Annotated in this window: 8 protein-coding genes; 3 read left to right on the top strand and 5 right to left on the bottom strand. The window is 71.5% G+C overall.

The window, feature by feature from the left end:
* Positions 1–9: 9 nt before the first annotated feature.
* On the bottom strand, positions 10–1,686 hold the full coding sequence (gene ettA / locus ACPXB1_RS21250; RefSeq protein WP_355594022.1) for an energy-dependent translational throttle protein EttA: 1,677 nt from the start codon (positions 1,684–1,686) through the stop codon (positions 10–12).
* Between the two features lie 364 nt (positions 1,687–2,050).
* On the opposite strand from ettA, the gene ACPXB1_RS21255 reads away from it, so the two are divergent.
* Together ACPXB1_RS21255 and otsB are read left to right on the top strand one after the other, a co-directional pair.
* Positions 2,051–3,451, top strand: a complete 1,401-nt coding sequence (locus ACPXB1_RS21255; RefSeq protein WP_053653015.1) for an alpha,alpha-trehalose-phosphate synthase (UDP-forming) — start codon at positions 2,051–2,053, stop codon at positions 3,449–3,451.
* A 41-nt stretch (positions 3,452–3,492) separates the two neighbouring features.
* On the top strand, positions 3,493–6,054 hold the full coding sequence (gene otsB / locus ACPXB1_RS21260; protein WP_355594020.1) for a trehalose-phosphatase: 2,562 nt from the start codon (positions 3,493–3,495) through the stop codon (positions 6,052–6,054).
* Between the two features lie 317 nt (positions 6,055–6,371).
* Here otsB and cobA read toward each other — a convergent pair whose 3' ends face one another.
* Genes cobA through cobC form a run of 3 tightly spaced genes read right to left on the bottom strand, consistent with a single transcriptional unit; the run spans position 6,372 to position 9,818 of the window.
* Positions 6,372–7,604 carry a uroporphyrinogen-III C-methyltransferase gene (gene cobA, locus ACPXB1_RS21265; RefSeq protein ID WP_355593938.1) on the bottom strand — a complete coding sequence of 411 codons (1,233 nt, stop codon included), beginning with the start codon at positions 7,602–7,604 and terminating at the stop codon, positions 6,372–6,374.
* A gap of 28 nt (positions 7,605–7,632) precedes the next feature.
* Positions 7,633–8,721: a nicotinate-nucleotide--dimethylbenzimidazole phosphoribosyltransferase gene (cobT, locus tag ACPXB1_RS21270; protein WP_355594018.1), complete on the bottom strand. Its 1,089-nt coding sequence runs from the start codon at positions 8,719–8,721 to the stop codon at positions 7,633–7,635.
* On the bottom strand, positions 8,721–9,818 hold the full coding sequence (gene cobC, locus ACPXB1_RS21275) for an Rv2231c family pyridoxal phosphate-dependent protein CobC (protein WP_355593937.1): 1,098 nt from the start codon (positions 9,816–9,818) through the stop codon (positions 8,721–8,723). The genes cobT and cobC overlap by 1 nt, the downstream gene beginning before the upstream one ends.
* 122 nt (positions 9,819–9,940) lie before the next feature.
* On the opposite strand from cobC, the gene ACPXB1_RS21280 reads away from it, so the two are divergent.
* Positions 9,941–12,073 carry a transglycosylase domain-containing protein gene (locus ACPXB1_RS21280; protein WP_355593936.1) on the top strand — a complete coding sequence of 711 codons (2,133 nt, stop codon included), beginning with the start codon at positions 9,941–9,943 and terminating at the stop codon, positions 12,071–12,073.
* 111 nt (positions 12,074–12,184) lie between these two features.
* On the opposite strand, the gene ACPXB1_RS21285 is transcribed toward ACPXB1_RS21280, so the two are convergent.
* Positions 12,185–13,588, bottom strand: a complete 1,404-nt coding sequence (locus tag ACPXB1_RS21285) for a cobyrinate a,c-diamide synthase (RefSeq protein WP_355593934.1) — start codon at positions 13,586–13,588, stop codon at positions 12,185–12,187.
* Between the last annotated feature and the right edge of the window lie 87 nt (positions 13,589–13,675).

Genomic DNA, 13,675 nt, shown 5'->3' on the forward strand with positions numbered 1-13,675 from the left:
CTCGGCCGGTCAGTCGCGGGTCAGCTTGCGGTAGGTCACCCGGTGCGGACGGGCGGCCTCCGCGCCGAGACGGTCGATCTTGTTCTTCTCGTACGCCTCGAAGTTGCCCTCGAACCAGAACCACTTCGCCGGGTTCTGGTCGTCGCCCTCCCAGGCCAGGATGTGCGTGGCGACCCGGTCGAGGAACATCCGGTCGTGGGAGATGACAACGGCGCAGCCGGGGAACTCCAGCAGGGCGTTCTCCAGGCTGGACAGCGTCTCCACGTCCAGGTCGTTCGTCGGCTCGTCGAGCAGGATGACGTTGCCGCCGATCTTCAGGGTCAGCGCCAGGTTGAGCCGGTTGCGCTCGCCGCCGGAGAGAACCTTCGTCGGCTTCTGCTGGTCCGGTCCCTTGAAACCGAACGCGGCGATGTACGCCCGCGACGGCATCTCGACCTTGCCCACCATCAGGTAGTCCAGACCGTCGGAGACGACCTCCCAGACGGTCTTGTCGCCGTCGAGGCCCTGCCGGTTCTGGTCGACGTACGACAGCGAGACGGTGGGGCCGACCCGGACCTCGCCGCTGGTCGGCTCCTCCAACCCGACGATGGTCTTGAAGAGCGTGGTCTTGCCGACGCCGTTCGGGCCGATGATGCCGACGATGCCGTTGCGGGGCAGCGAGAACGACAGGTCGTCGATCAGCAGCCGGTCGCCGAAGCCCTTGCTGAGGTGCGACGCCTCGATCACCGTGCTGCCCAGACGCGGGCCCGGCGGGATCTGGATCTCCTCGAAGTCCAGCTTGCGGGTCTTCTCCGCCTCGGTGGCCATCTCGTCGTACCGGTCCAGGCGGGCCTTGGACTTGGTCTGCCGGGCCTTGGCGTTGGAGCGCACCCACTCCAGTTCCTCGGTGAGGCGCTTCTTCATCTTGGCGTCGCGGCGGCCCTCGACGGCCAGCCGTGCGGCCTTCTTCTCCAGGTAGGTGGAGTAGTTGCCCTCGTACCCGATGGCCCGGCCCCGGTCCAGCTCCAGGATCCAGCCGGCCACCTTGTCCAGGAAGTACCGGTCGTGGGTGATCGCCATGACGGTGCCGGCGTACTTGGCGAGGTGCTGCTCCAACCAGGAGACGCTCTCCGCGTCCAGGTGGTTCGTGGGCTCGTCGAGCAGCAGCAGGTCGGGGGCCTCCAGGAGCAGCTTGCAGAGCGCGACGCGGCGCCGCTCACCACCGGAGAGCTGGGTCACGTCGGCGTCCGGCGGCGGGCAGCGCAGGGCGTCCATTGCCAGTTCGAGCTTGGAGTCGATGTCCCACGCGTCGGCGTGGTCCAGCTCCTCCTGGAGCCGGCCCATCTCCTCCATCAGCTCGTCGGAGTAGTCGGTCGCCATCTGCTCGGCGATCTTGTTGAACCGCTCCAGCTTGGCCTTCGTCTCGGCGACCGCCTCCTCGACGTTGCCGAGCACGGTCTTGGCGTCGTTGAGCGGAGGCTCCTGGGCGAGCATGCCGACCGTGTAACCGGGCATGAGCCGGGCCTCGCCGTTGCTCGGCTTGTCCAACCCTGCCATGATCTTGAGGAGGCTGGACTTACCGGCGCCGTTCGGGCCGACCACACCGATCTTGGCCCCCGGCAGGAAGCTCAGCGTCACGTTGTCGAGCACGACCTTGTCGCCGTGCGCCTTGCGCGCCTTTTCCAGGACGTAGATGTACTGGGCCACGGTGCGGGCTACCTCCGTCGGTTTGCTGTCGCTGATCGGCGGCGCGGCGCGGGCTCGAATCTCCACCCGCCGCCGCCGGCCGGGAGCCGGCCACGCGCACGCCACCCTCAATCCTGACAGGTACGGCGCGCTTCGCCCACATCACCCCGCCTCCGGGGTACGCGGCGCGCCGCCGGCCGGACCCGCTGCCGGCTGCCGCGAGCCGCTCGCCGGACCTCTGGACCTGCCGGTTGTCGACAAGATCACCTTGAGGATTCGCCGAAGCGTGAGCGGGTAGGAGACTCCGGCACGGGGGCCCAGACACCGCAGCTACGCTCAGTACGCTCATCGCGGTGGACCCGTCAGTACCCGGAGGTGGCCGATCGTGACCGTCCGTAGCTCCTTTGTCGTAGTGGCGAACCGTCTGCCGGTCGACGAGGTGAGCACACCCGAGGGACGGCAGTGGCGACGCAGCCCCGGCGGGCTGGTCACCGCGCTGCACCCCGTGCTCGCCGAACACCAGGGCACCTGGGTCGGGTGGGCCGGTGGCACCGGCGCCGCCCCCGAGCCCTTCGACCTTGAGGGCATCCGACTGCACCCGGTGCCGCTGAGCGCCGAGGAGTTGGAGCGCTACTACGAGGGCCAGTCCAACGCGACGATCTGGCCGCTCTACCACGACGCTGTCGAGACACCTGCGTACAAGCGTCGCTGGCGGGAGGCGTACCGCCTGGTGAACGCCCGGTTCGCGGAGGCCGCGGCGGACGTGGCCGCCGAGGGCGCGACGGTCTGGGTGCAGGACTACCAGCTCCAACTGGTCCCGGCGATGCTGCGTGAGCTGCGACCGGACCTGCGGATCGGCTTCTTTCTGCACATCCCGTTCCCGCCGATCGAGCTGTTCATGCAGATGCCGTTCCGTACGGAGATCCTGCGCGGCCTGCTCGGCTCCGACCTGGTCGGCTTCCAGCAGCGGCTGGCCGCGCAGAACTTCGTCCGGCTGGCCCGGCACCTGCTCGGCCTGCGCTACGAGGGTCAGATGATCCAGGTCGACGGGCGGCAGGTGAAGGCGGGCGCGTTCCCCATCTCGATCGACACCAAGGAGATGGAGCGGCTTGCCGAGGACCCGGCGATCCAGGCCCGGGCCAAGCAGATCCGCGCCGAACTGGGCGACCCGAAGACGATCATCCTGGGTGTGGACCGGCTCGACTACACCAAGGGCATCGAGTTGCGCCTGAAGGCCTTCCGCGAACTGCTTGCTGACGGAAAGTTGACAGTTCCGGATGCGGTTATGGTGCAGGTGGCCACGCCGAGCCGCGAGCGCGTCGAGCACTACCAGGCACTTCGAGTCAAGGTTGAGCGCGAGGTTGGTCGGATTAATGGCGAATTCGGCCGGGTCGGCGTGCCGGCGGTGCATTATCTGCATCAGTCGTACAGTCGCAGTGAACTGGCCGCGATGTACGTCGCTGCCGACGTGATGATGGTGACCCCGCTGCGAGACGGAATGAATCTGGTGGCCAAGGAGTACGTCGCATCGCGCGCCGACCAGGGTGGCGCGCTCGTGCTCAGTGAATTCGCCGGCGCCGCAACAGAGCTGCGCCAGGCATTTTTGTGTAACCCGCACGACCCGGACGCGGTCAAGGACGCCCTGCTCCGGGCAGTGCACGTGGAGAAAACCGAGGCACGCCGCCGGATGCGGACAATGCAACGCCACCTGCGCACCCACGACGTGGGGCACTGGGCCAAGTCTTTCCTCTCCGAGCTCGGAGTGTCCGAGGCGGAGGCCGCGTGAACACGTCCGTCACCGACGGAGCGGCGATCGCCGCCGCAGTGATGGACCCGGAACTACGATCCGCCATCGGCCGGATCGCCCGGGTTCCCCAACTCCTCATCGCCTGCGACTACGACGGCACGATCGCGCCGATCGTGGAGGATCCGAGCACAGCCGTACCGCTGCCCGAGGCGGTGGCCGCGATCCGCGCGCTCGCCGCGCTGCCGCAGACCACCGTGGCGGTGGTCTCCGGCCGGGCGCTGCGCGATCTGGCCGCGCTCTCCCGGCTGCCCAGCGAGGTGCACCTCGTCGGCAGCCACGGCTCCGAGTTCGACATCGGCTTCGTCGAGCGGCTCTCCCCCGAGCTGGTGGCAGTACGCCAGCAGGTGCGCAACGCGCTGCGGGAGATCGCCGCCGAGCACCCCGGCATCCGGCTGGAACGCAAGCCGGCAAGCGTCGCCATGCACACCCGGGGAGTCGACCCGCAGGTCGCCGCCTCGGCAATCGAAGCGGCCCTGAGCGGCCCGGCGACCTTCGACGGCGTCACGGTCACGCAGGGCAAGGAGGTCATCGAGCTGTCAGTGGTGGCCACCCACAAGGGCACCGCTATCGACCAGCTCCGGACCCAGCTCGCGGCAAGCGCGGTGCTCTTCATCGGCGACGACGTCACCGACGAGAACGCGTTCGGCAACCTGCACGGACCGGACCTCGGCATCAAGATCGGTCCGGGCGAGACGCAGGCCGACTACCGGGTGGCCGAGCCGATCGAGGCGGCCCGCGCGCTCGGGCTGCTGCTGGAGACCCGTCGGCACTGGCTGTTCGGTGAGCGGGCGGTGCCTATCGAACGGCACTCCATGCTGGCCAACGGCCGTACCGTCGCGCTGCTCACCCCCGAGGCCAAGGTCAGCTGGCTCTGCCACCCCAAGCCGGACTCGGCGGCGATCTTCGCCGACCTGGTCGGCGGCAGCCCCGCCGGCCACTTCAGCGTCGCCCCGGAACGCGGCGGTATTCCTCTGGGCCAGCGCTACCGCTCCGGCACGATGACAGTGGAGACCCGGTGGTCCGGGCTCACCGTCACCGACTGGCTGGACAAGCCGACCAGGGAGACCATCCCGGACGGCGCCGCGGTGATCACGGGTGACTCGACGCTGGTCCGGGTGCTGACCGGCAGTGGCCGGGTCCGGGTGGATTTCGCGCCGCGACCCGAATTCGGTCAGGTCGCCGTGCAGTTGCAACCGCTCGGCGACGGCCTCCTGGTGCTCGGCTCGAACGAGCCGATCGCCCTCTACTCCCCCGGGGTGGAGTGGGACGTCACGAACGACGGCGGCTACGAGACCGCCAAGGCGATCGTCGACCTCTCGGCAGCCGGCGGGCAGATCGTGCTGGAGCTTCGCTTCGGCACGAACAGCCTGGAGCACCACCGGGTGCCGGTCCACGAGCGGCAGGCCGCTGCCGAGCAGCCGTGGAAGGACTGGGTGGCCTCGCTGCGGCTGCCGTCCACCGCCCGCGACCTGGTCGCCCGCAGCGCCCTCACGCTGCGAGGGCTCTGCCACGAGGCGACCGGCTCGATCCTGGCCGCGGCCACCACCTCGCTCCCCGAGGAGCTGGGCGGCGTCCGCAACTGGGACTACCGCTACTGCTGGCTACGGGACGCGGCGCTAACCGCCCGCGCGCTTGTCGACCTCGGCTCCATCGAGGAGGCCGAAGCGCTGCTGCTCTGGGTCGACGGCTGCATCGAACGCACCGGCGGTCACCCGGAGCGGCTGCACCCGCTCTACACGATCGACGGCTACGAGCTGGGTGCCGAGGCGGTCATCGACACGCTGCCCGGGTACGCCGGCTCCAGGCCGGTCCGGGTCGGCAACCTCGCCAACCACCAGCTGCAACTGGACGTCTTCGGCCCGATCGCCGACCTCATCGCGGCCGTCGCCGACGCCCGCGGTTCGGTGCGTGACGACGAGTGGCGGGTCCTGGAGAACATGGTCGAGGCGGTCCGCCGCCGCTGGCACGAGCCCGACCACGGCATCTGGGAGGCTCGGCTCCCACCTCGGCACCACGTCTTCTCCAAGGTGATGTGCTGGATGACCGTCGACCGGGCGCTGCACGTGATGCGCCAGCACGGCGGCGAGGACCGGCCGGAGTGGACGGACCTGCGCGACCGGATCGGCGCCAACGTGCTGGAGCACGGCTGGCACTCCGACGTGGAGGCGTACAGCGTCGCCTACGGCGACGAGGACATGGACGCCTCGTCGCTCTGGATCGGGCTCTCCGGCCTGCTCGCGGGCGACGACCCGCGTTTCCTGTCCACAGTCCTGCGGATCGAGGCGGACCTGCGCAGCGGGCCGGTCGTCTACCGCTACCACTGGGACGACGGCCTGCCCGGCCGTGAGGGTGGCTTCCACATCTGCACGGCGTGGCTGATCGAGGCGTACCTGCGCACCGGCCGCCGCACCGACGCCGAGGAACTGTTCGCGCAGATGGTGCTCACGGCCGGCCCGACAGGGCTGCTCCCCGAGCAGTACGACCCGCTCGCCGAGCGGGGCCTGGGCAACCACCCGCAGGCGTACAGCCACCTGGGGCTGATCCGCTGCGCCCTGCTGCTGGACAACATGCTCAAGCAGTAGCCGACAGGCAGTTCGACGACGGGCCGGAGCAGCGCTGCTCCGGCCCGTCGTCGCTCCGGCCGGCGTCGGTCGGTGGACCGCACCGGCGGTAGCGGCCACCCGAGCGCCGCCGTCACCGCCCTCGCCATGGGCCCTCCGCGCGTCCTTTGCTCTGCTTCACTCCACGCAACACAAACGACGTCTCCGTGTTGCGTCGGTTGAAGCAGAGCAAAGGGCCCGCAGGGACCGGCCGGTCTCTGCCGCCCGCACCGCCCAGGGGCCGCTCCGCGCCCGCACCGCCCAGGGCCGCTCCGGTCCGCGTGGACCCGTGCCACCGGTCACCCGTCGAGGGCACCCACCACGTCACCCACCACCACGACGGCGGGCGGACGGAGGTCGGCCGCCACCGCGTCGGCAGCCACCGCGTCGAGCGTCGACCGCAGCACCCGCTGGGCGCCCGTGGTGGCTTCTTGGACGACGGCGGCCGGCGTCTGCGGCGGTCGGCCGTGCGCGATCAGGGTTGCCGTGATGGCGGCGAGATTCTTCAGCCCCATCAGGATCACAAGGGTTCCACGCAGACCCGCAAGGGCGTCCCAACGCACAAGCGACGCCGGCGAGTCGGGTGCCAGGTGCCCGGAGACCACTGTGAACTCGTGCGCCACCCCCCGGTGGGTGACCGGAATCCCGGCCGCCGCAGGAGCGGCGATCGAGCTGGTCACCCCGGGGACCACGGTCACCGGTACGCCCGCCGCCGCGCACGCCAGCAACTCCTCGCCGCCCCTGCCGAAGACGTACGGGTCGCCGCCCTTGAGCCGCACCACGAAGGCGCCAGCCAGGGCACGGTCGACCAGGATCTGGTTGATCTCCTCCTGTGCCCGGGACGGGCCATAGGGGATCTTCGAGGCGTCTACCAGCTCGACATCGGGACGTAGCTCGTCCAGGAGCAGCCCGGGCACCAGCCGGTCGGCGACGACCACGTCAGCCTCGGTGAGCAGCCGCCAGCCCTTCACAGTGATCAGCTCCGGGTCACCGGGACCGGACCCGACCAGCGCCACCCGCCCGCCGCCCGCGTTAGGAAGGGCCCCTTCCTCTACCGCAGGCGTTAACAGGGGGCCCTTCCTTACACCGAGGAGGTCGCGGATCGCGTCTCGGACACTCATCGCCCGTCGCGGATCGCCGCCGCCGAGCACCGCTACTGTGACCGGGCCGTGCCGGGTCACCGCCGGGGTCCACGCGGTGGCAGCCGTCCGGTCGTCGGCCCGGACGCAGAAGATCCGCCGTTCGGCGGCGGCGGCGCTCACCGACGCCGCAGCGAGGGGATCGTCGATCGCCACCTGGACCAGCCACGCCCCGTCCAGGTCGTCGGGCGTGAACCGGCGCGGCACCCAGTGCAGCCGCCCCGCGTCGGCGTGCGCACGCAACGCCGGGGTGAGCTCCGGTGCCACGAGCAGGACGTCCGCGCCGGCGTCCAGCAGCGCCGGGACGCGCCGGGTGGCGACCGCGCCGCCGCCCACCACGACCACCCGACGCCCGTCGAGCCGCAGACCGAGGGGGTACGGGCTGGCGCTCACAGCGCACCTCCGAGCCGGACGCGCATTGTCACTTCTCGGCCACCCCTGCGGAGTCGAACGTGGCCACCTCGTGCAGCACCCGCACCGCGCCGGTGACCACCGGCAGCGCCAGCAGCGCCCCGGTGCCCTCGCCGAGACGCAGCCCCAGGTCGATAAGCGGGTCAAGGCCCAGGCTGCGCAGCGCCACCGTGGCACCCGGCTCGGCTGAGCGGTGCCCGGCGACCATGGCGAAGACCGCGTTCGGCGCGAACGCGGCGGCGGCGAGCGCGGCGGAGACAGCGATCACGCCGTCCAGAAGCACAGGTGTGCGGCGCGCTGCCGCGCCCAGGATCAGCCCGGCCAGCGCCGCGTGTTCCAGGCCGCCGACGGCGGCCAGCACGCCCAGCGGGTCGGCCGGGTCGGGCTCGTGCAGGGCCAGCGCGGCACGCACCACTGCCACCTTGCGGGCGTACGTCGGGTCGTCGACGCCGGTGCCCCGGCCGGTGGAGTCGAGCGGGTCGACGCCTGTGAACGCGGCGATCAGGGTGGCCGCCGGGGTGGTGTTGCCGATGCCCATGTCGCCGGTGAGCAGGATGCCGGCGCCGGCATCGATCAACTCGTCGGCGATCCGGATGCCGGTGCACACCGCCGCGAGCGCCTCGTCCCGGGTGAGCGCGGCGGTCACTGTGAAGTCCCGGGTGCCCCTGCGTACTGACGCGGTGACAAGCCGGGGCGTGGCCGGATCGTGCACGGCCGGGTCGGGTACCTCGTCCGGGGTGGGCAGCGGGTTGGCGACCCCGACGTCGACAACTGTGACCGAGGCGCCGGCCTGCCGGGCGAACGCGTTGACGACCGCGCCGCCGGCCAGGAAGTTGCCGATCATCTGCCCGGTGACCTCCTGCGGCCACGGGGTCACCCCCTGGGCGTGCACCCCGTGGTCTCCCGCGAAGATCGCCACTGCGGCCGGCTCGGGCAACGGCGGTGGGCAGACCCCGGCGAGCCCCGCGAGGCGTACCGACAGGTCTTCCAGCGCACCGAGCGAGCCCGGCGGCTTGGTCAGGCGGCCGTGCATCTCCCGGGCCGCGGCCATCGCCGACTCGTCCAGTGGCGCGATGGCCGCGATCGTGGTCTCCAGCATCATGCCTCCATGATCTCGCGCAGCACCTCGACGAACGCGTCGGTGGTGTTTCGGTCACGTACCGCCAGGCGCAGCCAGTCCGGGCCGAGACCCGGGAACGTGTCACCGCGACGCACCGCCCAGCCCCGGTCCCGCAGGGCCGAGCGCACCCGCATCGCGCCGGGCAGGTGCACAAGCACGAACGCGCTGGCGGGGCGGCCTGCGACGCGTACACCGGGGATGCTGGCGAGGCGTGCCACCAGGTGGTCGCGGTCGGCGGCGAGGTCGACGGCGATCGCGCGCTCGGCGGAGACTGCGACGGGCGTGGCGCACGCCGCGGCGGCGGCCAGCGCGGGCGTGGAGACGGCCCAGAGCGGCTGGACGGCGGCCAGCCGGGACAGCAGCTCCGGGGCGCCGAGCAGGTAGCCGATCCGCAGGCCGGCGAGCCCCCAGGTCTTCGTGAGGCTGCGCACCACGAGCAGTCCGGGCAGGTCGCGCCGCTCGGCGAGTGATTCCGGCTCGCCGCTGTGCCCGCCTGTGGTGTCGGCGAACGCTTCGTCGACAACGAGCACCCGACCCGGGCGGGCCAGCGCGGCCACCGTCTGGGCCGGGTGCAGCACCGACGTGGGGTTGGTCGGGTTGCCGATCATCACCAGGTCGGCGTCGGCGGGCACCCGGGACGCGTCGAGCCGGAAGCCGTCAGCCGGGTCGAGCAGCACCCGCTCGACCTGGTGACCGGCGGCCCGCAGCGCCGCCTCCGGTTCGGTGAACTGGGGGTGCACGACCACCGGTCGGCGGATGCCGCGCAGCGCCTGGGCGATCAACACGAAGCCCTCGGCGGCCCCGGCGGTGAGCACTACCTCGTTCGGGGGACGCCGGTGCCGGGCGGCGACGGCGGCACGGGCCTGCGTCGGGTCCGGGTAGCGGGCCAGGTCGGTGAGGGTGGCGGCGATCGGCTCGGCCAACCAGGCAGGCGGTGGTGCCTGGCGGACGTTGACGGCGAGGTCGATGAGGCCGTTGCCGACCTCCGCGTCCCCGTGGTGTGCCAGATCCGGCTCGGGCGCCAGCGCCGGGTCGGCCGCGGCGACCGGCGGTACGTCGCTCGGCTGATCACGCATGCCCGCGATCCTGCCGGGAAGGCGGCCGGCGGGACAGTCGATCCCGGCGTAAGGCACATCACCACAGCGCTGGTTTATGAGTTTTTCTCATGTTCGATTCTGAAATGTCATAACTTGGCCATGTGAGCAACCGACCCCTTGCTGCCGCTGGTCGACTCGTTCCTCTCCTGCGCGCCGGGCTCATCGCCGGCATCGTGATCGCCGCCGCCGCGTACCCGCTCGTCGCCCTGACCGGGCTCGGCGCGAAGGCCACCGCACACGCCGTGGAGCACAAGACCAAGCTGCTGGCCACCGCCCTGCCCGCCGAGACCTCCTACCTCTACGCCCCGGACGGCAAGACCGTACTGACCATGTTCTACGAGGAGTACCGGCAGTACACGAAGCTGTCGGACATGTCGCCGAACATCCAGCAGGCGATCGTCGCCGCCGAGGACTCCCGCTTCTACCAGCACCACGGCGTCGACCCGAAGGGCGTGGCCCGCGCCTTCGTGTCCAACGCCCGCTCCAGCGGGGTCTCCCAAGGTGCCTCCACGCTCACCATGCAGTACGTCCGGATGGCCCTGCGGGACAGCGCGACAACGCCCAAGGAGGTCCAGGAAGCCACCCAGCAGACCAGCCTGCGCAAGGTCAAGGAGATGCGGATGGCGCTGGACCTGGAGAAGGAGCTGAGCAAAGAACAGATCATGGAGCGCTACCTGAACTCGGCGTACTTCGGTCACCGGGCGTACGGCATCTACGCGGCAAGCGAGATCTTCTTCTCCAAGACCCCGAAGGACCTCACCCCCGTCGAGGCGGCCACCCTCGCCGGCCTGGTCAAGTCCCCATCCGAGTACGACCCCGCCGACTCCGACCAGAAGGAGGCCACCGGGCGGCGCAACTACGTGCTGGACCGGATGAGCCAACTCGGCTACCTCTCCCCCGACTCGGCCGCCGCCGCCAAGTCCGAGCCGATCCGACTGAAGCTGACCACCCCGCCGCACGACTGCGCGGCGATCCCGGAGAAGTACAACAGCTGGGGCTTCGCCTGCGACTACCTGAAGAACTGGTGGAGTTCCCAACCCGCGTTCGGCGCCAGCCGCCTGGAGCGGATGGACAACCTGCGCCGCGGCGGCTACCGGATCGTGCTCAGCCTCGACCCGAAGGTCCAGGAAGCGGCGGAGAAGAACGTCGGCGCCAAGGACGCCACCGGCAGCCCGTTCGCCAACGGCATCGTGGTCTCCGAGCCGGGCACCGGGCGGGTCAAGGCCATGGCGGTGAACCGGACGTACTCGCTGGACCTGAGCGAGAACCCACAGAGCTCGAACCCCGAGGCCGGGCCGAAGGTGAAGGCCAACTACCCGAACACCGTGGCGCCACTGCTCGGTGGCGGTGACCTGGCGGGCTACCAGGCCGGGTCGACGTTCAAGATGTTCCCGATGCTTGCCGCGCTGGACTCGGGGATGACCCTGTCCACCTCATTCAACGCGCCATACCGCTACCGGTCGGAGGTCTACGACGGCTGGTCGCCCTCCAACGCCAGCGGCGCGATGACCGGCCAGCAGACCATGTGGTCCGGTTTCGGCAAGTCGGTGAACACGTACTTCGTGTGGCTGGAGGAGAAGGTCGGCGCGGAACGGGCGGTCCGGTTGGCCGAGCAACTCGGGCTGCGCTGGCGCACCGACGTGGACCGGGACCACGCCTCACCCGCGAAAGCCTCGAAGTGGGGTGCCTTCACCCTGGGCGTCTCCGACGCCACCCCGCTGGAGATGGCGAACGCGTACGCCGCCATCGCCGCCGACGGCCGCTACTGCGAGGCGATCCCCGTACAGGCGATCATGAACCGGGACGGCACTCCGACGACGTACGCGACCCCCGGCGGTATCCATCGCGAGGTGGCCAAGCCACGCTGTCGGCAGGTCGTCAGCGCGGACGCCGCTCGGGCCGCCACCGACGCCGCCCGCTGCCCCACCGGGGACACCCCGGCACGCGGCAGCTGCGGCGGCTGGTCCACCGCCGACAGCGTCCGGGGTACGGTCGGCCGCCCGGTCGCCGGCAAGACCGGCACCACCGACAGCACCCGGTCGGCCTGGTTCGTCGGCTACACACCTGAACTGGCCGCAGCGAGCTTCATCTCCGACCCGGACAATCCGTTCAACGCCGTCGGTGACGGGCAGTCGCAGATCCCTATCGCGGCGGTCGCCGAGACCCTGCGCGACGGACTGAAGGGCACACCGACCCGTCAGTTCACCCCACCATCGGACGCCATAGTCGGCTGACCGGCGTGACAGTCGACTGACCCGCGTCGATCCGCGCGGGTCAGCCGGCTGCCGGCACCGGCGGGTGCCGGAACCGGCGGGTGCCGGAACCGGCGGGTGCCGGAACCGGCGTTACGCGGGCACACCGTCCGGGGTGGCGGGCAGCGCCTCGGCCGCCGGCTCGCTCGCCGCAGCGGCGACCAGCCGGGCGGCGGTCGCCGGATGCGCGGCCCAGTGCAGGGTGAGCTGCGAGGCGTGCACGTTGCGCCAGACGAACCCCTCCGGCGTGCCACCGTCCCAGCTCCACGCCGGCCGCTGACCAGCGCGCGGGGTGAGCACCGCGCGGTGCTCCTTGTGGCCGACGAGCACTGTGCCCTTCGCCGCGACCACACTGTCGGTCTGGGCTGTCGCCTCCCGGTAGCCCACCACGAGGCCATCCCGGCTGACACCGACTGCGTCCAACACGCCGCACATCGGCAGCCCGTCCAGCTCCCGCGCCAACCAGAGCAGGCCCGCGCCCTCGGCGACCACCGGCCGCCCGGTACGCGCCAACTCGGCCACCGCGATGCAGAGCCGCCGGTTGGCCGACAACTGCTCGGCGTACGCCTCGGGCAGCGCGCCGCCGACGACAAGCGCGCGGGTGCCGGCCGGCAGCGTCTCGTCGCGCAGCGGATCGACAACGACGACCTCGGCCCCGGCGGCCCGCAGCAACTCGGCCGTCTCCGGATGGCTGAAACTGCCGCCAGGCCCACCCGCGACCGCCACCAGCGGACGCTGCGCCGGGACGACCAGCTCGCCGAGCACCTCCTGCGGCGACCACGCCGTCGCCGGCAGCGGCGGTGCCGAGCGGGCCAGCCCGAGCAGCCGTTCCAGGTCGACAGTTGCGGCGACAGCCTCGCCGAGGCGACGGACCGCACGGGTGGCGTCGGCCGACCCGTCGACGACCGGGGCCACGCCGTGCCGGCGCGACGGCAGCACCGACGGCAGGTCATGGCGGCGCAGCGCCCCGTAGACGGGCACCCCCACGTCCTCCAGCGCCTCGCGCAGCATCCCCTCGTGCCGGGAGGACGCCACCCGATTGAGGATCACCCCACCGAGCCACAACTGCTCGTCGTACGAGCGGAAACCGTGCACGAGGGCGGCAACCGACTGTCCCATCGCCGCCACGTCGACAACCAGGACCACGGGGCTGCGCAGAGCGGCGGCCGCGGCGGCGGTGGACTCCTGCTCGGGGCGGCCACCCACCGAGTCGTACAGGCCCATGCTGCCCTGCACCACGGCGAGCCCGGCGCCCGCTGCGCCGTGCGCGACGAGCGGGGCGAGCCGGTCGGCACCGACCAGCCGGGGATCGATCACCCGGCCCGGCCGACCGGCGGCGAGACCGAGGTACGCGGCGTCGACCTGGTCCGGGCCGAGCTTGAACCCGGCGACGTCGACACCCCGCTCGGCCAGGGCGGCGAGCAGCCCGATCGCCAGCGCGTTCTTTCCGTGGCCGGAGGACGGCGCGCTGAGCACCAGGCGCGGCACGACGGTCATCATCGACTCCTCGCGGGCGGCGGCGGGTACGCGACGACCGGCCGGGGTGCCGAGCCGTCCGCGTGACGATACCCGCCCGGTCGTACG

Origin of the sequence: Micromonospora sp. DT68 (assembly GCF_049847245.1) — a bacterium.
Lineage (GTDB): Bacteria > Actinomycetota > Actinomycetes > Mycobacteriales > Micromonosporaceae > Micromonospora > Micromonospora profundi.

Excerpts from the sequence above, each read along its gene's own strand:
- otsB (WP_355594020.1), top strand. The coding sequence starts at position 3,493 with ATGGACCCGGAACTACGATCCGCCATCGGCCGGATCGCCCGGGTTCCC.
- cobT (WP_355594018.1), bottom strand. The coding sequence starts at position 8,721 with ATGCTGGAGACCACGATCGCGGCCATCGCGCCACTGGACGAGTCGGCG.
- cobC (WP_355593937.1), bottom strand. The coding sequence starts at position 9,818 with ATGCGTGATCAGCCGAGCGACGTACCGCCGGTCGCCGCGGCCGACCCG.
- ACPXB1_RS21285 (WP_355593934.1), bottom strand. The coding sequence starts at position 13,588 with ATGACCGTCGTGCCGCGCCTGGTGCTCAGCGCGCCGTCCTCCGGCCAC.